This window comes from Brevundimonas sp. GW821-FHT10A07 (genome assembly GCF_059415785.1).
The window spans coordinates 104,290-124,829 of sequence record NZ_JBWKNX010000007.1 but is presented as its reverse complement, the minus strand read 5'-3'; the positions used below and the strand labels follow the sequence as shown (position 1 = coordinate 124,829).

22 protein-coding genes and 1 tRNA gene are annotated in these 20,540 nt (G+C 67.4%); 12 read left to right on the top strand and 11 right to left on the bottom strand.

What is annotated here, in order from left to right:
• Positions 1 to 7 precede the first annotated feature (7 nt).
• Complete coding sequence (locus AC07NC_RS07775) at positions 8 to 1,363, top strand: NAD(P)/FAD-dependent oxidoreductase (RefSeq protein ID WP_494569151.1); 1,356 nt, start codon at positions 8 to 10, stop codon at positions 1,361 to 1,363.
• The gene (locus AC07NC_RS07770) at positions 1,360 to 2,139 is read left to right on the top strand and encodes a DUF1365 domain-containing protein (RefSeq protein ID WP_494569150.1); all 780 of its coding nucleotides are present in this window, start codon (positions 1,360 to 1,362) and stop codon (positions 2,137 to 2,139) included. Before AC07NC_RS07775 ends, AC07NC_RS07770 begins: the two co-directional genes overlap by 4 nt.
• A gap of 5 nt (positions 2,140 to 2,144) precedes the next feature.
• Here AC07NC_RS07770 and AC07NC_RS07765 read toward each other — a convergent pair whose 3' ends face one another.
• Both AC07NC_RS07765 and AC07NC_RS07760 read right to left on the bottom strand, forming a co-directional pair.
• Positions 2,145 to 2,591: an EF-hand domain-containing protein gene (locus AC07NC_RS07765; protein WP_494569149.1), complete on the bottom strand. Its 447-nt coding sequence runs from the start codon at positions 2,589 to 2,591 to the stop codon at positions 2,145 to 2,147.
• 107 nt (positions 2,592 to 2,698) lie between these two features.
• Positions 2,699 to 3,136: a hypothetical protein gene (locus tag AC07NC_RS07760; protein ID WP_494569148.1), complete on the bottom strand. Its 438-nt coding sequence runs from the start codon at positions 3,134 to 3,136 to the stop codon at positions 2,699 to 2,701.
• A gap of 149 nt (positions 3,137 to 3,285) precedes the next feature.
• Between AC07NC_RS07760 and AC07NC_RS07755 the strand changes: the two genes are divergently transcribed.
• Entirely contained in the window at positions 3,286 to 3,990 is a 705-nt protein-coding gene (locus tag AC07NC_RS07755) for a response regulator (RefSeq protein ID WP_494569147.1), read from the top strand.
• A 5-nt stretch (positions 3,991 to 3,995) separates the two neighbouring features.
• The gene (locus AC07NC_RS07750; RefSeq protein ID WP_494569194.1) at positions 3,996 to 5,309 is read left to right on the top strand and encodes a sensor histidine kinase; all 1,314 of its coding nucleotides are present in this window, start codon (positions 3,996 to 3,998) and stop codon (positions 5,307 to 5,309) included.
• On the opposite strand, the gene AC07NC_RS07745 is transcribed toward AC07NC_RS07750, so the two are convergent.
• Positions 5,310 to 6,215, bottom strand: coding sequence for a LysR family transcriptional regulator (locus tag AC07NC_RS07745; protein WP_494569146.1), 906 nt, complete (start codon positions 6,213 to 6,215; stop codon positions 5,310 to 5,312). It abuts the gene before it with no gap.
• 91 nt (positions 6,216 to 6,306) lie between these two features.
• On the opposite strand from AC07NC_RS07745, the gene AC07NC_RS07740 reads away from it, so the two are divergent.
• Positions 6,307 to 7,284 carry an NAD-dependent epimerase/dehydratase family protein gene (locus AC07NC_RS07740; protein ID WP_494569145.1) on the top strand — a complete coding sequence of 326 codons (978 nt, stop codon included), beginning with the start codon at positions 6,307 to 6,309 and terminating at the stop codon, positions 7,282 to 7,284.
• Between the two features lie 38 nt (positions 7,285 to 7,322).
• On the opposite strand, the gene AC07NC_RS07735 is transcribed toward AC07NC_RS07740, so the two are convergent.
• Both AC07NC_RS07735 and cpdR read right to left on the bottom strand, forming a co-directional pair.
• Positions 7,323 to 7,397: transfer RNA gene (locus AC07NC_RS07735), tRNA-Val, on the bottom strand.
• 138 nt (positions 7,398 to 7,535) lie between these two features.
• Positions 7,536 to 7,892: a cell cycle two-component system response regulator CpdR gene (gene cpdR, locus AC07NC_RS07730; protein WP_035310150.1), complete on the bottom strand. Its 357-nt coding sequence runs from the start codon at positions 7,890 to 7,892 to the stop codon at positions 7,536 to 7,538.
• Positions 7,893 to 8,006: 114 nt separating this feature from the next.
• Between cpdR and AC07NC_RS07725 the strand changes: the two genes are divergently transcribed.
• A complete protein-coding gene (locus AC07NC_RS07725) occupies positions 8,007 to 8,831 on the top strand; it encodes an N-formylglutamate amidohydrolase (protein WP_494569144.1) in 825 nt (274 codons plus the stop codon).
• Positions 8,832 to 9,097: 266 nt separating this feature from the next.
• Here AC07NC_RS07725 and AC07NC_RS07720 read toward each other — a convergent pair whose 3' ends face one another.
• Positions 9,098 to 9,781: a DUF599 domain-containing protein gene (locus AC07NC_RS07720; protein ID WP_008259721.1), complete on the bottom strand. Its 684-nt coding sequence runs from the start codon at positions 9,779 to 9,781 to the stop codon at positions 9,098 to 9,100.
• A gap of 127 nt (positions 9,782 to 9,908) precedes the next feature.
• Between AC07NC_RS07720 and ppa the strand changes: the two genes are divergently transcribed.
• Positions 9,909 to 10,469, top strand: coding sequence for an inorganic diphosphatase (gene ppa, locus AC07NC_RS07715; protein ID WP_154726613.1), 561 nt, complete (start codon positions 9,909 to 9,911; stop codon positions 10,467 to 10,469).
• A gap of 251 nt (positions 10,470 to 10,720) precedes the next feature.
• On the opposite strand, the gene AC07NC_RS07710 is transcribed toward ppa, so the two are convergent.
• Positions 10,721 to 11,032, bottom strand: a complete 312-nt coding sequence (locus AC07NC_RS07710; RefSeq protein WP_494569143.1) for a hypothetical protein — start codon at positions 11,030 to 11,032, stop codon at positions 10,721 to 10,723.
• 147 nt (positions 11,033 to 11,179) lie between these two features.
• On the opposite strand from AC07NC_RS07710, the gene AC07NC_RS07705 reads away from it, so the two are divergent.
• Positions 11,180 to 11,506 (top strand): hypothetical protein, encoded by a 327-nt coding sequence (locus AC07NC_RS07705; RefSeq protein WP_494569142.1) that lies wholly within the window; start codon positions 11,180 to 11,182, stop codon positions 11,504 to 11,506.
• A 100-nt stretch (positions 11,507 to 11,606) separates the two neighbouring features.
• Here the strand turns inward: AC07NC_RS07705 and AC07NC_RS07700 are convergent, their stop codons facing one another.
• On the bottom strand, positions 11,607 to 12,104 hold the full coding sequence (locus tag AC07NC_RS07700) for a hypothetical protein (RefSeq protein ID WP_494569141.1): 498 nt from the start codon (positions 12,102 to 12,104) through the stop codon (positions 11,607 to 11,609).
• 330 nt (positions 12,105 to 12,434) lie between these two features.
• On the opposite strand from AC07NC_RS07700, the gene AC07NC_RS07695 reads away from it, so the two are divergent.
• Positions 12,435 to 12,908 carry a hypothetical protein gene (locus tag AC07NC_RS07695; RefSeq protein WP_494569140.1) on the top strand — a complete coding sequence of 158 codons (474 nt, stop codon included), beginning with the start codon at positions 12,435 to 12,437 and terminating at the stop codon, positions 12,906 to 12,908.
• 607 nt (positions 12,909 to 13,515) lie between these two features.
• Positions 13,516 to 14,817 carry an ATP-dependent protease ATPase subunit HslU gene (hslU, locus tag AC07NC_RS07690; protein ID WP_292150886.1) on the top strand — a complete coding sequence of 434 codons (1,302 nt, stop codon included), beginning with the start codon at positions 13,516 to 13,518 and terminating at the stop codon, positions 14,815 to 14,817.
• On the opposite strand, the gene AC07NC_RS07685 is transcribed toward hslU, so the two are convergent.
• The gene (locus AC07NC_RS07685; protein ID WP_494569139.1) at positions 14,807 to 16,111 is read right to left on the bottom strand and encodes a YihY/virulence factor BrkB family protein; all 1,305 of its coding nucleotides are present in this window, start codon (positions 16,109 to 16,111) and stop codon (positions 14,807 to 14,809) included. The two genes, hslU and AC07NC_RS07685, sit on opposite strands and share 11 nt — an antisense overlap.
• Positions 16,112 to 16,204: 93 nt before the next feature.
• Between AC07NC_RS07685 and prmC the strand changes: the two genes are divergently transcribed.
• Complete coding sequence (gene prmC, locus AC07NC_RS07680; RefSeq protein ID WP_494569138.1) at positions 16,205 to 17,119, top strand: peptide chain release factor N(5)-glutamine methyltransferase; 915 nt, start codon at positions 16,205 to 16,207, stop codon at positions 17,117 to 17,119.
• A 640-nt stretch (positions 17,120 to 17,759) separates the two neighbouring features.
• Positions 17,760 to 18,056, top strand: a complete 297-nt coding sequence (locus AC07NC_RS07675; protein WP_291548174.1) for an endonuclease domain-containing protein — start codon at positions 17,760 to 17,762, stop codon at positions 18,054 to 18,056.
• A gap of 497 nt (positions 18,057 to 18,553) precedes the next feature.
• On the opposite strand, the gene AC07NC_RS07670 is transcribed toward AC07NC_RS07675, so the two are convergent.
• Together AC07NC_RS07670 and AC07NC_RS07665 are read right to left on the bottom strand one after the other, a co-directional pair.
• Positions 18,554 to 19,759, bottom strand: a complete 1,206-nt coding sequence (locus AC07NC_RS07670; RefSeq protein ID WP_291548175.1) for a helix-turn-helix domain-containing protein — start codon at positions 19,757 to 19,759, stop codon at positions 18,554 to 18,556.
• 42 nt (positions 19,760 to 19,801) lie between these two features.
• Positions 19,802 to 20,470, bottom strand: a complete 669-nt coding sequence (locus tag AC07NC_RS07665; protein WP_494569137.1) for a hypothetical protein — start codon at positions 20,468 to 20,470, stop codon at positions 19,802 to 19,804.
• Between the last annotated feature and the right edge of the window lie 70 nt (positions 20,471 to 20,540).

The following is a 20,540-nucleotide window of genomic DNA, read 5'->3' as shown; positions in this document are numbered from 1 at the left end:
AGTCTTTATGCCCTTGTCGTCCCCTCCCAGCGAGACCGGTCCGCGCCTGCGGATCGCCGTCGTGGGCTCGGGGATCGCCGCCCTGTCCAGCGCCTGGCTGCTGTCGAAGCGCCACGATGTGACGATCTACGAACGCGACGACCGCCTGGGGGGCCATTCCAACACCGTCGATGTCCGCGCCCCGACCGGCGAGACGGCGGTGGACACCGGCTTCATCGTCTTCAACGACGCCACCTATCCGAACCTGATCGCCCTGTTCGCCCATCTGGGGCTCGAGACGCGGGCCACCGACATGTCCTTCGCCGTCTCCCTGGATCAGGGCCGGTTCGAATATGCGGCCCCCGCCCTGTTCGCCCAGCGCCGCAACCTGTTCCGCCCGCGCTTCTGGTCGATGCTGAAGGAGATCCTGCGCTTCTATCGCTCGGCCCCCGGCGGCATGGCCGCCCTGGGCGACAGCGACGTGACCCTGGGCCAGTATCTGAAGCGCGAGGGCTTCAGCGAGGCCTTCCGCGACGACCATCTGCTGCCGATGGCCGCCGCCATCTGGTCGTCGCCGGCCCATACGCTGATGGATTATCCGGCGGAATCCTTCCTGCGCTTCTGCGGCAACCACGGCCTGCTGAAACTGGTCGGCCGGCCCCTGTGGCGCACCGTCGTCGGCGGCAGCCGGGCCTATGTCGAGGAACTGGCCCGTCAGGTCGGGGCCGGGCGAAAGGGCGACGCAGTCCGGCTCCGGCGCGGGGTGGACCAGGTCCAGCGCATCGACGGCGGCGTCGTGGTTCATGACACCACCGGCGCCCGGGAGCGGTTCGACCATGTCGTCATCGGCGCCCACGCCGACCAGGCCCTGGCCATGCTGGCGGAGCCCACGGCGCAGGAGCGCGATCTGCTGGGCGCCTTCCGCTACAGCCGCAACCTGACCATCCTGCACACCGACGCAGGCCTGATGCCCCGGCGCCGGCGGGCCTGGGCCTCGTGGAACTATATCGGCGCGGACGGCGGCCTGTGCGTCACCTACTGGATGAACAGGCTCCAGGGCCTGCCGGGCCAGGACCTGTTCGTCACCCTGAACCCGCCGCGCCCACCGGCCGCCGGAACCCTGTTGCGCAGCGAAGTGTACGAGCACCCGATCTTCGACCCCGCCGCCATCAAGGCGCAGAAGTCGCTGTGGAGCCTGCAGGGCCAGGGCGGCGTCTGGTTCTGCGGCGCCCATTTCGGGGCAGGCTTCCATGAGGACGGGCTTCAGTCCGGTCTGGCGGTGGCCGAACAACTGGGCGGGGTGCGTCGTCCCTGGACCGTCGAGAACGAGAGCGGCCGCATCCATCTGTCCTCACCCCCGGTCCAGATGGAACCGGCGGCGTGACAGGCTCGGCCCTCTATGTCGGCAAGGTGTTTCACGCCCGTCTGCGGCCGACGCCGCACCGACTGAACTACCGCGTCTTCTGGCTGATGCTGGACCTGGCCGAGATCGACGCCTTGCACGGCCGGCTGAAGACCTTTTCACGCAACCGGTTCAACCTGCTGTCCTTCCACGACCGGGACCACGGCGACGGCTCGGACCGTCCGCTGCGGGCCCAGATCGAGACGCGGCTGGCCGAGGTCGGGGTGGATGTCGGTCAGGGCGCGATCCGTCTTCTGACCATGCCGCGCGTCCTCGGCTTCGTCTTCAACCCGATCAGCCTCTACTACTGCCATCATGAAGACGGGCGGCTGGCCGCCATGGTCTATGAGGTCACCAGCACCTTCGGCGAGCGGCGGTCCTATGTCCTGCCCGTCCTGGCGGCCGACGCCCAGGCCGGCCGGTTCCGGCAACAGACCGACAAGCGCCTGTATGTCTCGCCCTTCATGGCCATGGGCATGACCTATGACTTCCAGGGTCAGACGCCGGGCGACACCCTGGGCCTGGTCATCAACGGCTCGGACAGCGAGGGCCTGCTGATCGCCACCAGCATGAGCGGCGCGCGTCGGCCGATGTCCGACCGCGCCCTGATCGCCGCCGCCCTGGCCATGCCCCTGCTGACGCTGAAGGTCGTGGCCGCCATCCATTGGGAGGCGCTGAAACTCTGGCTGAAGCGCGTGCCCCTGACCCGCAAGCCCGCGCCGCCCCCCGACGTGCTGGACCTCCGACACAGGGGTTAGGGGCCTCAGCCCCCCAGGGTCATGGCGCGCGCCAGATCAGCGATTTCGTCGCGGGTGATGAAACCGTCGCGGTTGCGGTCGGCGGCGGCGAACCGCTCGCCGTTCAGGGCGCGGAACTCGTTCAGATCGACGGCGCGGTCATTGTTGCGGTCAATGGCGCGCAGCTTCTGAATCTGCTCGCGGCTGGGGCGTCGCTGCGGAGCGGGGGCGCCGTCCGGGCGCAGGGCGCGCAGTTCGGACATCGTCAGACGGCCGTCGCGATCGGCGTCGGCCCGGGCGAACCGGCCCTCGCGCGCAGCGTCGAACTCGACCCGCGACAGGCGCCCGTCATTATTGACGTCCGCCTGCTGGAACAGGGCGCGACCGGCGCCGGTCGGGGTCTGGGCGGGCGCGGCCGTGGCGACGACGGCGATCGCCGCGGCGGACAGGACGGACAGAACAAGGCTTTTCATCGGGCTCTCGATCGGAAAAGGGGCCCCGGCCGCACGGTTGGGGGGATGCGGCCGGGGCGACGGGCGGAGCCGGGGGTGAGGCGCTCCGCCCGAACCGGGAAAGGGGGTCAGTAGGGGCGGGTGACTGTCGAACTGCGCGTGGCGCCGTTGTTCGCGGTGACGGTGCGGTTCACGGTGACGCCGTCGTCGTCGCGATAGGCGTCGATCTGGCGTTCATAGCCGTAGCCGTTCGAGGTCTGAAGGCTGGACGACCGGCTGTAGCTGTCATCGCCGTGGACGATCGAGGCGGCGCGGGTCTGGAGCGTTCCCGGCCGGACCGGTGCGGACGACCGTCGTGGCGTAGCCGTTCCCGGTGTCCACCGTGGTCCTGGCGCGGGCGCTGGACCAGCCCTGGCCGTCCACCGATCCATAGCGGAAGACCGAGGCCGAGCCGGGGCTGCGGTAGATATCCACGCCGCGCATGGCGCTGTCGGCCGCAGCGACGAGGCCGGCGACACCAGCAGGCCCGTCGAGGCGGCGGCTGCGAAGGGACGACGGGAGCTCATGGGCAGGCTCCTTGTGCGAGGTCCGGCCTGTTCCGAACGACTGCAGACTGACAGATCGGCCCGTCCGGGGTGTGTCACCCCGGCGCCCGTGCGTAACAGCGTGTATCCGCTACTGGCGGGGCGGAGGCGGTTGCGCCAAAGCTTGGCCCATGACGACGGCTTTGATCCATCTGGTCGAGGACGACCCCGAAATCCGCGACCTGGTCTGCGCCCTGCTGGCGCGCGAGGGGCTGGACTGCACGGCTTTCCCCGACGCCGCGGCCTTTTGGCGGGCCTGGGCGGTCCAACGGCCGGACCTGGTGGTGCTGGACCTGATGATGCCGGGCGAGGACGGCCTGTCGGTCTGCCGTCGGATCCAGGGCGCCGTCCCGGTGCTGATCGCCTCGGCGCGAGGCGAACCCATGGACCGGATCGTGGGGCTGGAGGTCGGGGCCGACGACTATGTCGCCAAGCCGTTCGTGCCGCGCGAGCTGGTCGCCCGCATCAAGGCCCTGCTGCGTCGCCGCGACCAGGCCGAACCCCGGCCGCCGGCCCGCCGTCTCGCCTTTGGCGGCTGGCGCCTGGACCTCGCCTCCCGCGCCCTGACCGATGCGGATGACCAGGCGGTGGAGCTGACCGGCGGGGAGTTCGACCTGCTGGCCGCCTTCGTCAGGCGTCCGCAGCAGGTCCTGTCTCGCGACGACATCATGGACGTGCTGAAGGGCCGCCAGGCCGACGTCTTCGACCGCTCCATCGACATCCAGGTCTCGCGCCTGCGCCGCAAGCTGGGCGACCATCCCCGCGAACCCCGGCTGATCCGCACGGTGCGCAACGCCGGCTATCTGTTCACCGCAGACGTCGAGGTCCAATCGTGAGACGCATGGGCCTCGCCAACCGCCTGACGCTGACGCTGGTCCTGGTCGTGGTGGCGCTGCAGGCGGTCAGCGTCCTGGGCCTGCTGAGGTTCCAGCGCGGCGATCAGGACGAATGGCGCCTGCCTGTGCCGGTGCGGATCGCCGCCGCAGCCGCCGCCCTGGACCGCACGCCGTCGCAAGAGCGGGACGACCTGCTGGTGGCCCTGAACGGCGACGACACCCGCTTCTTTATCGCCGACGGGGTTCCGGCCGGCTATCGCGTGCACGGCGGCCCCCTGCCCGCGCTGTTGCGCAGCTATGGCGCGGCGCTGGCGGGGCGCGACGTCCGCCTGCTGGTTCCCGAGGAACGCCGCCGCTTCCGCCCTCAAGCCCAACGACGACAGACCGCCGTCTATGCGGCGTCGGTCGCGCTGGCGGACGGCCAGAGGCTGGTGGTCGCTCCGGGCCTGTGGCAACGTCGCCGCAGCATGGCCATGGCCGCCCTGGTGTTCAGCCTGCTGGTCGGGCTGACGGCCGCCTTTCTCGTGTGGCGGATGGTGCATCGGGCGACCCGCGACCTCCAGGCCATCGCCGACGCTTCCGACCGTTTCGCCCGCGATCTCGCCGCCCCGCCGATGGACGAGACCGGCCATGCCGAGGCGCGCCGCGTGGCCTCGGCCTTCAACCGCATGCGCGCCCGCATCAAGGCCCTGGTAGGCGAACGCATGCGGATGCTGGCCGCTGCGGCGCACGACCTGAAGACCCTGATGACCCGGCTTCGGCTGCGGGTCGCCCTGATCGAAGACCCGGACCAGCGGGCGCGGGCGGACCGGGACGTGGCCCTGATGGCCACCTTGATCGAGGATGTGCTGCTGGTCGCGCGCGGCGAGGAAAGACCCGCTGTCCTTGCCCCCGTCGATGTCGCCGAACTGATGACGGAACTGGTGCGGGAACGCGCCGCCCTGGGCCAGGCGGTGACCCTGGGACGGCTGGAGGCGGGACGGGTCCAGGCCGACTCGGGCGGCCTGCGCCGGATTCTCGAGAACCTGATCGAGAACGCCGTGACCTACGCCGGTTCGGCCGAGGTCGGCTTCGAACGCGACGACGACCGCTGGCGGCTGACGGTCGTCGATCACGGTCCCGGCCTGTCGCCGGCGTTCGAGGCCCAGGCCTTCGAACCCTTTGCGCGAGGCGAGGCGTCGCGCAGCCGCGAAACCGGCGGTTCCGGTCTGGGCCTGGCGATCGCCCGTTCCCTGGCTCAGCAGATGGGCGCGAGCGTCCGCCTGGAGACCACGCCCGGCGGCGGCCTGACCGCCGTGATTCTGTTCAGGACCGACTGACTACCGCGCCGAGGATCCGACGATCCCCGACAGGCCTTCGACCAGGGCGTCGAAAACGGCGCGGCAGCGGGCGTTTCCGCGCAGATCCTCGTGCATGACGATCCAGGTCTCCAGCGCCATATGAAAGGCGTCGGGCAGGACGCGGACCAGATCCGGCTGGCGCGCCGCGACGACGGTCTGGCAGATGCCGATGCCGAACCCGGCTCGGATGGCCGCCAGCTGGGCCACGTCGCTGTCCACCCTCAGGGCGAAGGCGTCGCGGCTCAGGGCCGGATACTGCTGGACCGCAGCCCGGATCGCGGGGGTTTCGACATCATAGCCGATCAGGTCGTGATCCTTCAGATCGGCCAGGGTCCGGGGCGTCCCGCGTCGCGCCAGATAGTCGCGATGGGCGTGCAGGCCGATGACCAGGGCGCCGACATGGCGCGAAACCAGGGCCTGCTGCTCGGGCCGGACCATGCGAACGGCCACATCGGCCTTGCGCTGCAACAGGTCGTCCAGGGCGTTGGACGGCGACAGCTCCAGCGCCAGTCCCGGATGGGCCTGACGCATCCGGGCCAGTATGGGCGGCAGATGTTCGACCGCCACCACCTCGCTGGCGCTGATCCGCACCGTGCCGGAGAGGGCGCCGCCTCCGCCCCCACCCTCGGCGGTGCGGCGCAGGGCGGCCGAGGTCGCGGCCAGCCGCTCGGCCAGGGGCTTCAGCTCCAGCGCTGCGTCCGTGGGGGACAGGCCCCGGGGCGTGCGCAGGAACAGCTTGGCGCCCAGGGCCGTCTCCAGGGCGTCGATATGGCGGGCGATGCTGGGCTGGCTCATGTCCAGACGCCGCGCCGCGCCGGACAGCGACCCCTCGCGCAGCACGGCGTGGAAGGTGCGATACAGATCCCAGCTCGGCTCACTGTTCATTGATTTTCGTATAGCAGGTGCAGATATTTCGACAATTCCGTTGATCCGGCGTTCGGTCGATACAGGCTTCATCAAACGGATGGAGCGCGACATGACGACGAAATCAGCCCTGGTTCTGGGCGCCACGGGCGGCGCGGGCGGGGCGGTGGCCGCGCGGCTGCTGAAGGCGGGATGGTCGGTGCGCGCCCTGCATCGCCGACCCGAGGGCGTGCGCGGCGACGCGCGGATCGCCTGGATCAGGGGCGACGCCATGTCGGCGGCGGACGTCGCGGCGGCGGCCGAGGGCGTGTCCCTGATCGTCCATGCGGTCAATCCGCCCGGCTATCGCAACTGGAACACCCTGGTCCTGCCGATGCTGGACAACACCATCGCGGCGGCCGAACGGAACGGCGCGCGCATCCTGCTGCCCGGCACGGTCTATAACTACGGCCCTGACGCCTTCCCCGACATAGCCGAGGATGCGCCCCAGAACGCCAGGACCCGCAAGGGCCGCATCCGGTTCGAGATGGAACGTCGCCTGAAGGCGGCCGCCGATCGCGGCCGGGCCAAGGTGCTGATCGTCCGCGCCGGCGACTTCTTCGGGCCTGAAGCGGCCAACAACTGGTTCAGCCAGGGTCTGGTCAAGGCCGGCGAACGGCCGACCGCGATCACCTATCCGGGCCAGCCGGGCGTCGGGCACCAGTGGGCCTATCTGCCGGACGTGGCGGAGGTGATGGTCCGCCTGGTCGAACGCAACGACCTGGAGGCTTTCGCCCGCTTCCACATGGAGGGCCAGTGGGACGCCGACGGAACCCGGATGACCGGCGCCATCCGCCGCGTCCTGGGCGAGCCCAAACTGCCGATCAAGCCCATGCCCTGGCTGGTGATGCGTCTGGCCGCGCCCTTCGTGCCGCTGATGCGCGAACTGATGGAGATGGCCTATCTGTGGAAACGCCCGGTCCGCCTGACCAACGCCCGGCTGGAGGCCCTGATCGGCCCCGAACCGCGCACCCCGCTCGACGAGGCCGTGCGGGCCACCCTGGCGGGTATCGGCAGCCTGGAGCCGGCCCGTGCGGACAGGCGCCCGTAGAGGCGACGGGCGAAGAAGACTGACTGTAGAAGGGAGAATGGTGGACGCGACAGGGATTGAACCTGTGACCCCCTCGATGTCAACGAGGTGCTCTCCCGCTGAGCTACGCATCCGCCGTAGGGCCCCGGGAAATCGCCCCGGGGCGGGAAGAGCGGTCGTATAGCGGCCCGGCCTGGCGGCATCAAGCCGATTTCACGGCCAGATTACGATTTTTGGGAGAACGACGTTAAACGCGTCGCTCAGGTCCAGCGTCAGGCCGCGACCATCCGTTCGACTTCGCTGACCAGATCGCGCAGATGGACCGGCTTGGACAGGACCTTGGCCTGGGGCGAGGCCTGGGCGGCGGTCAGGGCGACGGCGGCGAAGCCGGTGATGAACATGATGCGCAGGCCCGGCTGACGGGCGGCGGCGACGCGGGCCACCTCGATCCCGTCGGCGCCGGGCATGACGATGTCGGTCAGCAGCAGATCGTAGGGGCCGTGTTCCAGGGCGTCGATGGCGTCGTCGCCGTTCTCGCAGTCGACGACATGATGTCCCGCCCGTTCGAGCGCCCGGGTGAGGAAACCGCGAAGCGAACTGTCGTCTTCGGCCAAAAGGATGCGCGCCATTCGAGAAATGCCCGTTTAATCAGGGACGCAACCTAGGCCGACAAGCGTAAACCGGCGATGAAATTCACCGGTCGAACGTCTTCCTTCCACAGCGAAACCCGTTATGCGGGGATCATGACCACGGACGGGGCCAGTTTCGCGATCAGCCTGCCGCCCGCCGCGGCCCCGGAAACGGCCCTGGTCTTCGCCTCGCCTCACTCGGGCGAGACCTATCCCGACGACATGGGGGCCGTCGCCGGACTGGCCCGCGCCAGCCTGAAAAGCGCCGAGGACGCCCTGGTCGGCGCCCTCGTGCGTGAAGGGCCGGCCCATGGCGCGCCCCTGATCGAGGGGCGGTTCGGCCGGGCCTATCTGGACCTGAACCGCGACCCCGGCGAACTGGATCCGGACCTGATCGTCGATGCGGACGGGCCGGTCGGGGCCAAGACCCGGGCCGGATATGGCGTCATCCCCCGGCTGTCGGGCGACGGCCTGGCCCTGTACGACCGACGTCTGTCGCTGGCGGAGGCCCAGGCGCGCATCCGGACCGCCCACGCCCCCTATCATGCGGCCCTGGCCGAACTGATGGAACGCACGCGGGCGCGACGGGGCCGGGCCGTGCTGATCGACTGGCATTCGATGCCGACGCGGGCGGTAGGGGCGGAGGTGGTGCTGGGGGACCGGCACGGGTCGTCGTGCCAGGCGCGACTGACCCGGCGACTGCGCGACCTGTTCGAGGGGCTGGGCTGGCGGGTGGCGCTGAACCATCCCTACGCCGGCGGCTGGTCCACCCAGGTCTGGGGCCGGCCGGCGGACGGCTATGAGGCGATCCAGATCGAACTGAGCCGCAAACTGTATCTGGACGAGGCGACCCAGACGCCCAACGCGGCCCACGCCGCGACCCGCAAGGCGCTGAACCGCGTCATCGCCGCCCTGTGCGCGGACGACGGGGCGGCCTGACCCCGGCCCCCCTGACCCCGGATCGGCGCGGGACGAAAAAAAAGCCGCGCCCGGAGGCGCGGCATAAAAGTCTATAGGGAGGAAACGCCCAGGAAGGGCAAGACGCCCGGAGGCGTCGAAGGTCAATCTAGGTTGCGATGCACAATCGGTCAAGCGCTGCGCGCGGTTTTCGGGTCACGGCATGTTACGCAATTACGGCGCTTTCGCCCCAATTCGACGCACTGGGGCAGGAGAGGACGTCCCCTGTCGCACCTGCAAAATAACCGTCATTCACCCAGCAGGCGCCGCGCATTTCGGATGGCGCGGGCGGCGGGCGACGCCTCCTGGCGATAGATCAGCAGGCCGAAGGACGAGGCCACGCCCAGGGCCAGCCACAGAGGGCCGAACAGCCAGGCCGCCGCCGCCAGGGCGAAATAATAGCCCCGGACCCCCTGGCTGAACGAACTGAGCGCGGGATTCAGCAGTTCGGCCGCCGCCTCGCCGAACGCCTTGCGGTCGATCTCCTTGTTGATCTCTGGCGCCGAGCCGATCAGGGCCAGGGTGTAGTTCATCTGGCGCAGGGCCCAGATGAAATCCAGGAAGCCGCGCGCCAAGCAGATCAGCACCAGGGCCAGCTTGGCCTCCAGGATCCTGGTCGGCACATTGTCCGCTCCGACGGCGGCGAAGCCTTCCAGCTTGCTCTCGCCCCCGAACAGGATGCCCCCCACCGCCGCGATCAGCAGCAGATTGGTCGAGGCGAAGAAGGAGGCCGAGTTGATCGAATGGCCCATCAGTTGACTGTCGACCAGGCGGATCTCGCGGTGGGTCATCGACGCCATCCAGACCCGGCGGACATGGCTCATGTCGTCGTTCAGCGAACCGCCGTGGCGGCCGATGAACTTCAGGATCGGCGCATAGCCGAGCCAGCAGATGAAGAAGAGCGCCAGCGCGGCCCAATCAACCCAGGTCATCGCGCGAATTGAGCCCAGTCGCCGCTGTGGCGCAAGTCCGCCGACTCAAGTCGCGCTTGCCGAGGCCGCGCGCGCGTCCTATCACGCGCGCCTCACAGAATTTCGCAGACGCAGCAAAGACCCCGCCATGAACCTCGACGCTATTCCGGTCGGCCCGAACGCTCCCTGGGACGTCAACGTCGTCATCGAAATCCCGCAGGGCGGGCTGCCGGTGAAATACGAGATGGACAAGGAATCCGGCGCCCTGTTCGTCGATCGCTTCCTGCACACCGCCATGTACTATCCCGGCAACTACGGCTTCATCCCGCACACCCTGTCGGACGACGGCGACCCCTGCGACGTGATCGTGCTGAACCCGACGCCGGTCGTGCCCGGCTGCGTCATCCGCTCGCGCCCCATCGGCGTGCTGATGATGGTGGACGAGGCCGGCGGCGACGAGAAGATCCTGGCCGTGCCGGTCGACAAGCTGAACCCCTATTACACCGACGTCGCCAGCTATCGTCAGCTGCCGGCCATCCTGATCGAGCAGATCGAACACTTCTTCACCCACTACAAGGATCTGGAGAAGGGCAAGTCGGTCACGGTCAAGGGCTGGGGCGACGCCGGCGAGGCCGCCGAAATGATCGCCAAGGGCATGCAGGCCCACCAGGACAAGCTGGCCGCCAAGAAGGCCGGCAAGGCCGCCTGATCCAGGCTCTCGTCTCCTCCCCCTCCGGGGGAGGTGGCGCGGCGCGTCTTCCGCGCCGTGACGGAGGGGGCGCGACCGCAAGACCGGCGCCTCTGCGACGCCCAGAACCCCTGCCCTCGCGCTCGCTTAGGCCAGGCCCATGGGCGATCTCCTCCCGCCCGAAGGAGACGGGCGCGCGCCAAAGTCTGCTTTCCGGCCTGCCGTCGATTTCGCAAACCGACCCATTGCGGACTTTTAGGGAAGCGGCCTTGCTATTCGTAGGCTCCGCCCTCGGCGAGAAGGACAAGACGTGGCAGGGCCTCGGCCTTCGACGCAAATATCTTGAAGAACGGCCACTTTGGGCCGGTCTCGCAATTAAAAGTAAGGTGCACGAGCGCGACTCTGCCGTCCGATAAAGTGAACGCAACGTCCTTGTCGGGCCGCGCGATCTGCCACGGCACGAGGTCCAGCCCATAAAGTTCATGGTCCGGAGACAGCTCCCGCTTCAGTTCTGCCTGAAGAGCGATCGCCTCGTTACCCTCGACGTCCCGCCACTGGCCGAGCATTTTCATGAGCCGCAGCATAGTCTAGCCGACGTCCGCTTCCCACCCCTAGCTGACATCGACCGCGACCGCTTTCTGGCTTGGAGGCCAACGTCCGCTTTCGGCGTAGAAGACCATGACCGCAATCGACCCGTAGCGGACTATCGGCTGACGGGTTAGCGTCGCCATATGACTGCCGACCTTTACACGTCTTTCGCTGCCCTACCGGCTGACAGTCGGGCGAGGGTTCTGGCGCGGCTGATCCACATGGAAACGATCCATGTCAGGTCAGCCCACCTTGATGATCCAAACGACACGAAAAGCCTCTATGCGTCGAGCGAGTTCATGCATCGCCTGTCAGGCTTCATCCTCGCCGTTTTGAACACCGACAGCCCGCCGGGACGCGAGGCAGGAATGATGGACACGATCCTTCGTTCGGTCGAGCCGCGCGGACAGTTCTATGTTGATAGGCTTGGCGAGTGGATCACTGCGGAAGCCGATCCCAAGGTCCGCTAACCACCCCTCGCCGATGATCGCACCGTCTGGTGTCGTGCATGGCGGCAGCGTCCGCATCCCGCAGCGGAAGCCAGGGCCGAAATCGACCCGTGTCAGACGTTCATGACACCACGCCCAAGCTGACGAGATCAGCGCGGTTCGGCGGATCGCAATCGACGCCAACCCAAAGGTCGTCGTGGTCACCGACGAAGTCCGCGCCGCCTACGCCGATCCAGAACGAGCCGGTTGAGGTCGTATGCTTCGCAGCGACGACTTGGCGGTCGGGGTCGTCGGGAACGGTAAACAGTTCCACCGCTGTCAGGACAGAACCTATCAGTGCGAACCAGAGGTCACCCTGCGCCTGAAGCCGGTCCAGCGCGTGCGGAACCCATCTTGCCGCATCTTCCGTCGCGAGGACAAACCGGTCACCCCTCTGCTGCCATGACAACCTGACAAACGCTTGGCTTTCAAAGCGCACATGCGCTGCCCCGGAGAACGAGAAAGCTGCCGGTTGTAGTTCTTCGGCGAGTTGTGGGGTGTCGGATGTGATTGGCATCCATACGATACCGGCAATCGTCTGGCCCATTAGCGAGCGATAGATTTCGGTCCAGTCGGCCATGACTTTACAGAGCATATCCGGGGTCCGCTTCCCACCCCTAGCGGCAGTTCGGTGCGTCCGCTTTTGGGCTGTGGGCCCGACGTCCGTTTTCCGGGCTGGTGTCGATGTCGTGGTCCGACCCGAGGCAGACATCGGGAACCGCCCCCCCCCCCACGGCCATTCGACAGGCCTGGTTTGCGCCTGATCAAGGCGGCCGCCGGAACTGTCCTGCAATCAGAACGCTGTGTCTTCTATAGTCACGCTTGGAATGGTCCTTTGAAAATCGCCTGTCCCCTCGTCGTCCTGCCAATACTGGCCTTGGGCCTGTCCGGCCTTGGGGCCTGCGCCTCCATGCCTGGCCTATCGGGCGTCGAGCTGAACCGGGATCAAGCGTCCCAGGGCGGAAAGACTTTTGGCGAGGGCGTGGGCCAGGCGGCGACGGCTCCACTGGACGATCTCAACCTGCGGCGACAGGAGGTGCCAGAGGTTCTGATCACCGCGCGCCGCACCCCCTATGCGACGGCGGGCCTTCAGCGTTGCTCGGCCGTCGTCGCCCAGATCGACGCCTTGGACGAGGCCCTCGGCCCGGATGTCGATCAGCCGACGCCGGCGACCGGCACGGGCGACCAGGCCGCCAATGCCGCCCTCGACATGGTTCGCGACACCGCCACGGATTTCATCCCGCTAAGGAGCTGGGTGCGTCGTCTGTCGGGCGCTGCGGCCCATGACCGGGAGGTTCAGGCGGCGATCCGTGCAGGCCTGGTCCGCCGCGGCTTTCTCAAGGGCATCGCTCATCAGCGCCGCTGCACGCGGACGGCGGGATAATCACCATTCGGCGGGAAGCGGATCGGCATCCGGCGGAAAAGGCCCGGCAAGCGCCGGGACCGGTCACGCCCGACCTGTCTGAAAGACGATATTCCGCTCTCGGCGCCGATGTCGGCTTCCGGGCATGACGCCTTTGGCCGACGTCTGCCCAATGCGGACCTTTGCCTTAATGACACCAGCCAATCGCAGGGGCTAGAGGCGCACGAGGCGTTTCGGACCTCCGCCGTGCTCGCACGTCGGCGAAGACGCCAGCCATCCTAATTCCGAAAATATGCTGTCGGCAAAACAACCGCCTGACTGAAAGTTCAGCCCCCAACCACCCGGCCGTTCCCGCGGGTCTATACTCCCGGCTGTCGGTAGCGAAAGGGAGGCCCGTTCATTGCACCATCGTACACGCTGCACGGTTTTCGCGGGCGTAGTGCGATTTCCCCCGCCCCGATTTCAGACAATTCATACTATTCAGACGCTGTTTTTTCGCCGCACAGTCTGAAATCCTCCGCCGCCTCCGGGACAATCGACGAAGGGGGATGAAATCTGGTCTCGCGCCGGAACGCCCCGTCGGCCCCGCCCCCTCCCGCTCGGCTTCCCGACCCCCTATCTGCATCCCATGACTGACCTCTCCCCCCGCGAAATCGTCTCCGAACTGGATCGCTATATCGTCGGCCAGGACGACGCCAAGCGCGCCGTGGCCGTGGCCCTGCGCAACCGCTGGCGTCGCAAGCGCGTGCCCGAGGATCTGCGTGATGAGGTGACGCCCAAGAACATCCTGATGATCGGCCCGACCGGCGTCGGCAAGACCGAGATCGCCCGGCGGCTGGCGCGGCTGGCCGGGTCGCCCTTCCTCAAGGTCGAGGCGACCAAGTTCACCGAGGTCGGCTATGTCGGGCGCGACGTCGATCAGATCATGCGCGACCTGGTCGAGAGCGCCCTGGTCATGGTGCGCGACCGCCGGCGCGGCGAGGTGCGGGCGCGGGCCGAGGGTGCGGCCGAAGACCGGATCCTGGACGCCCTGGTCGGTCCCGGCGCCGGGCCGGCGACGCGAGACAGCTTCAGGAAGAAGCTTCGGGCCGGCGAACTGGACGACAAGGAGATCGAGATCGCCCTGGCCGACACCGCCTCGCCGATCCAGGGGCTGGACATCCCCGGCGGCGGGGCCGTGGGCCTGCTGAACCTGTCGGAGATGCTGGGCAAGATGGGCGGCGGCCGGACCAAGACGGTCAAGCTGACCGTTCGCGACGCCACCGCCCCCCTGATCGCCGAAGAGGGCGACAAGCTGCTGGATCAGGACAGCCTGACCAAGGAGGCCCTGATCCTGGCCGAGAACGAGGGGATCGTCTTCCTGGACGAGATCGACAAGGTGGCGGCGCGCCAGGGGGCCTCCGGCGCCGACGTCTCGCGCGAGGGGGTGCAGCGCGACCTGCTGCCCCTGATCGAGGGGACCACCGTCTCGACCAAATACGGGCCGGTGAAGACCGACCATGTGCTGTTCATCGCCTCGGGGGCCTTCCATGTGGCCAAGCCGTCGGACCTGCTGCCCGAATTGCAGGGGCGGCTGCCGATCCGGGTCGAGCTGAAGGCCCTGACGCGCGACGACTTCAAGCGGATCCTGACCGAGCCCGAGGCCAATCTGATCCGTCAGAACCAGGCCCTGCTGGCGACCGAAGACGTGACCCTGACCTTCACCGACGACGCGATCGAGGCCCTGGCCGATGCGGCGGTGGCGGCCAACTCGGCCGTCGAGAACATCGGCGCGCGGCGGCTTCAGACCGTGCTGGAGCGGGTGCTGGAGGAGACCAGCTTCAAGGCCTCGGACCTGGCGGGCCAGACCGTGAACTTCGACGGGGCGGCGGTGCGCGACAAGCTGAGCCTCCTGACCAAGGACGTCGATCTGAGCCGGTTCATTCTTTAGCGGCGGCCTCGCGCTCGCGGCGGTCCCGGCGGCGCATCAGCCGGTCGGCGACCGCCTCGGCGTGGCGCTGGGTGAAGGCCAGGGCGGCGGGATTGCCCCGCTTGGCGCCGATGCTGTCGGCCACCTTGGCGCCCCGCTCGCCGATCGGCATGGCCTTGCCCGTGGTGGTGTCCAGGGCCGTCTGATGCTCGATCTCGGCGTTCAGCTCGGCCCCCATCAGGATCACCTGGACCGACAGCCAGGTCCACAGCAGGAAGCCCATCATGGCCGCCAGCGGGCCATAGGAGTCGGTGCGGACGAAGTTGGTCAGATACCAGCTGAAGACGAAGGAGACCGTCAGGCTGACCACCGCCGCGAAGATCGCCCCCGGCGTCAGCCAGCGCCAGCGCGCCTTCTGCCGACACGGCCCGAACCGGTAGATCAGGGTCAGGGCGGCGACATAGCCGACCAGCAGCAGGGGCCAGCGCAACAGGGCCAGCAGGCCCCATTCCTCCTGCAGTCCGAACAGCCCCACCACCACCGGCACCCCCACCACCAGCAGCGAGCTGAACAGGACGGCGGCCACGGCCCCCAGGGTGAAGCCCATGCACAGCAGGTTGTAGCGGACGATGTTGCGGCGCTCGACCTCGTGATAGGCGATGTTCAGCCCGTAGAAGAGCACCTTGACCGCGCCATTGGCCGTCCACAGCGACAGGGCCAGGGTCCAGATCAGGGTGAAGGTCAGCTGGCCGTTCGAGTTCGCGGCCAGCCGCTCCATCTCGCCGCCCAGGAAGGCGGCGATGCTGCTGGGCATGACGCCGTACAGGAACTGGAGCCGGCTCCAGGCGTCGGCCGGATCGGCGAACAGGCCGTACAGGGTGACGAACGTCCCCAGCAGGGGGAACAGCGACAGCAGGGTGAAGAAGGTCACGCCCCCGGCGACGAAGCCGACCCGGTCGCCGAAGTAGGAGGCGCCGGTGCGCCAAAGGATGTCGCTCCAGCCCTTGTGCGGGATCTGTTCGGGCCGTTTGGCCAGGCGGCCGCGGCCGGGCTCCCTGAGGTCGTAGTCCTCGGGCGTCGGCGTGGCGGGCGGCGCAGGTTCGGGACGGGGCGGGCGCAGCTCCAGCCCGACCTTGTGGCCCTGGGTGTAGAGCAGATGGGCGGCGCCGGCGCCGGCGGCCAGGCCGCCCGCCGTCGCGGCCACGAATTTCCACAGGCGGCCCAGCCCCCCGGCGGGGCGCCCGCGCCGCCCCTGCGGCCGGGCGGCGATCAGGCGGCGAAGGGCGGCGGCGGCGGACGGCTTGGGCTTGGACATCAGGAGGCCAACGGCGAAGCTGGCGCGACGTTCCCGAGGCGCCGAAAATCGGCTGCGCTTGAAATCACGGCCGCGAAGGGCCAATCACCCGAAATGACCACCGAGCCCCTCTCCCCCAAGCCGTCCGACGGCGCCGCGACCCTGCTGACCGTGTGGAAGGCCGCCCAGGCCCGCCTGAAGGGCGGCCGCATCGACAGCCCGGCCATCGACGCCCGCCTGCTGCTGGAAGCCGCCGCCGGCGCCAGCCGCATGGACATTCTGACGGACCCCTACCGCGTCGTCACGCCCGAACAGCACACGGCCTATGAGGCCATGATCGACCGCCGCCTGAAGCGCGAACCCGTGTCGCGCATCGTCGGCAAGAAGGGCTTCTGGAAGATCATGCTGAACGTCACCCCCGACGTCCTCAGCCCCCGGCCCGACACCGAGACCCTGATGGACGTGGCCATGCTGGCCTTCGCCAAGACCCAGGCCTTCAGCGCCATCGACCTGGGCACCGGCTCGGGCGCCATCCTGCTGGCCCTGCTGGCCGAGCGGCCGGCGGCCCACGGCGTGGGCACCGACATCTCGACCGAGGCCCTGGCCGTGGCCAAGGAGAACGCCGCCAACCTGGACCTGAACGACCGGGCGGCCTTCCTGCGCACCGAATGGGCGGCGGGCTTCGGCGACGCCAGCTTCGACCTGGTGCTGTCCAACCCGCCCTATATCCCCACCGACCATATCCCGACCCTGGACCCCGAGGTCCGCGACCACGACCCGCACCTGGCCCTGGACGGCGGCCCCGACGGGCTTCAGGCCTATCGCGACCTGGCGCCCGAGGTGAAGCGGATCCTCAAGCCCGGCGGGGTCTTCGCCGTCGAGATCGGCTGGGACCAGGGGCCCCAGGTCAAGGCCCTGTTCGAGGCCCAGGGCTTCGCCGACGTCAAGGTGGTCAAGGACCTGGGCGAACGCGACCGCGTCGTCACCAACGGCCCGGACCCGAGGACCAATCCGATCCCGCAGGAGTGAGGGCGGGGATTCAGACCCTGGACGAAAAAAACAGGGTGCAATTCGTACAATTTGTCTGAAATCCGCCCTCCCGATGACCCCGCCCGTCCGACGCCGACGCGCGGCGTCATCATGGCACGGTTTCGAACCCTGGGCGGAAAGCGGGCGTGATTATTCGTCAGGGCGTTGAAACCTAACGGGTTCGTCGGCGGAATTAGGGGCGCAGGCGCCGGTGCGGCGTCCAGCCCCCTCCCCGCAGGCGGGGAGGAGACGGTGCGCCGGCTCTTGCCTCGCTCGGCCTTCCCTCTCCTGCTGGGAGAGGGCTTGAGCGCACGGCGGCGCAGCCGTCGTCCTTGCGCGACCCGAAGGGCGGCGCGAAGCAGCCAAAGGGTGAGGGTCGTGCGCCACCCGGCGTCCGCTGCGGCCAGACCAGTGCGACGGCTTGCGCCGACTTCGACACCCGACCCTCATCCGTCCGCTTCGCGGCCACCTTCTCCCAATGGGAGAAGGAGAAGAGGTGCGGCTGTCCGATTCACTGTGCGCTTACCCATCTTGCCGAAAGGCGCAGAACGGTATCGGATGACCGTCGGCAGGAGGCTTGATGGCTTTTTATCGGGCGGTCTCCCTGTGACGGGGTGGAGATGACGCCGATGCTCAAGCAATGACGTCCAACCGGCTGACGCCGCGTGCGCGCGGACTGCGACAAAGCGGCGGCTTGGCCGAGGACCGTGTCTGGACGCGGTTGCGCGGCGGCGCTGTTGATGGCTGGAAGGTTCGACGTCAGCATCCGGTCGGCCGCTTTGTCGTCGATTTCGCCTGCGTCCCGCTCCATCTGGTCATCGAGATCGACGGCGGGGTGCATGAACGCGATGACGTGGTGCTGAACGATCACCTTCGCCAGCAAACCATCGAGGCCCTCGGCTGGACCGTCGTTCGCTTCACCAATGCCCAAGCCTGACCGAACCCTGGCGCATAGACGACGCGATCCGGGATCGCGCGAAGATGCTGGGCTTCTGACGGCCTTCCCTCTCCCGTTGGGAGAGGGCTTGAGCGCACGGCGGCGCAGCCGTCGTCCTTGCGCGAAAGGGTGAGGGTCGTGCGCCGCCCTAGCGTCCGCTGCGGCCCGACCGCTGCGACGGCTTGCGCCGACTTGGACACCCGACCCTCATCCGTCCGCTTCGCGGCCACCTTCTCCCAATGGGAGAAGGAGAAGAGGGTGCGGCGTCCAGAACCCCTCCACCCCCGCGCAAGCGGCGCGGCGGTCCCCCTCCCCGCAGGCGGGGAGGAGGCGGCGCGACGGCCCTTGCCTGCCTCCTCCCCATGAAATGGGGAGGAGGCGCGACGCGAAGCGGCGTGACGGCGAGATGACCGGAGGCCCCCGTCGCGACGCGGGGCCTTTGGTGTGGGCGGAGAGTGGGCTTCGCTTGAGAGTACTCGAAGCAGGAAACCTCAAAGCTAGCTTTTCGCACCCGGCCTCAATGGCAGCACGCGGCCGCCAGGCCCTACCAAAGCGCTTGAAGGCTTCAGCCGAGGCTCCAATCGAATGATATTGGCCTCTGACGGGGCGAAGAAGCCTTCCTCGAGCGATGCTAAGGTCTCAACATCTGTGCGGGAGAGCCCGATATCCTTCAGCAACTCAGATCGCCTGATGCCGCCTTCGCCCGTAATAACCTCGATTGAGGATCGAAGATTTACGGGAGTCTCTATCGGCAATGTGTCGTCGAAGGGCTCTCCGCCCCGCCATTTCCGGTAGCTATAGTACTGCCACAGCCGTCGCTCATACTCGGGGGTTACCCTTCCCGTTGCACGGAGCCGCATAATCATCGCGGCAACCGACACTTTCCACTTTTCCTTTATGCGGATCATAGCCTCAAGCGATGTCGAGAACAGATCGTCAGTGAAGGACTGTTCGGGGAGCAGAAAAGCTCCGGCAAACGCCATTGCCTGTTCCTCGATCAATTTAAAATTCTCGACAAGCTCGACCGAGCTGACGCGCCGATGAAGAACCACGTGGCCAAGTTCATGTGCTGCGTCAAAGCGACGGCGAACCCCAACATTCTTGTCGCGCGCCAGCAGGATATACGGCCGCTCGCTGACCTCTGACCACCTCGACACACCGTCAAGGTCGGCAGATCCGATATTGTCTTCCGCAACGACGATCCCCCCGTTCTCAATTACAAGAAGCAGGTCGTCGATAGGACCCTCGCCAAGATCCCAGTAGTCTCGAAGTTCATCAGCGATGCGCTGGATGTCGTCCAAACGCAGGGTCCGGAAATCGCGCCCGTCCATAAGGTCGGGAACATCGACATCTGGCAGATGAACGTATTCGCTGAGCGTCTCTTCAATAGCCTCCACAAAGCCAAGCCTTGCCTCGGCTTTGTCGCGCAATTGTCCGAGGCTACGCGACAAAGATCGGAAAAACGAAGCCCTGTCCGCCCGCTCCATCGGCTTGAAGAACCAGCTAGGATCGACTTGCAGGACGTCTGCCAGCACCGGGATCGCCGCAGGCTCTGGCGATTGGGGCGACTTGGCATTCTCCCACTTCGAAACAGATGATTCCGACCAATCGATACGCTCAGCGAGTTCCGTTTGACGGAGCAAGCGAGCTTCGCGAGCCATCTTCAAACGGCCCGGCACGAATCCTTCGACCCTCGCGGGCATCTTAGACCCCCACGTCCAACGTAATTGAGTTCAATCGCATAGCTAGTCTGTCTTCTTAGGCGGGCGCCGTTTCAAGACGACCTTCTTCCGCGCCACGGTACGGCGCGCCGGCTTTTTGACCTCAGCATCCGCGTCACGCAACTCGACCATAAGGTCAAACAGCGAGTAACTGTAATAGGCCTGAGTCAGGTCTTCAGAAGGAATATAGAAGCCAACGTAAACGGCAGAATCGGGCTGGGCTGACGAGTACTCGACGACGATCATAGCTCCAAAGGTGCCGGGCGGGATCACTCGAGGCACCTTCGACCCAGGTTCGTCGAACAAAGGGAGTTGCGGGTCGAGGGGGCGGTTACGCGCCACCATCCGTTGGACATACGCTCCTTTGGCCCTCAACACGCGTCCGCTCCGCGTCTTGTCGACAATGCCCAAAGTCACAGAGAATGCGCCAAGACTGATAAGCGGGAACGACCAGGACGGCGGGTCGGTATAGCCCGTCGATGCTTCGAATCCCGCCCGGGAGGCCGCGCGCCGCACGGCCTCGTCGAGCTGCCAGCGCCGCGTAGATCCCCTGGCCTGAACTGCAGGTCTGCCTTTTTCCAGAAGCGGAATGATGACGCTGGCATTGGCAAATGCAGCGTCGATCTCCTCGGCCAAGGCCCGGAAGAACCGAATTAGCTCTTCGCTGCTCGGACCGCGAAGCAGAAGCTGCACGGGGTTCAGAGGTACACGCCTCACCATCGGGCCGGACTTTCGCAAGAATGACAACGATGCATATATCTTG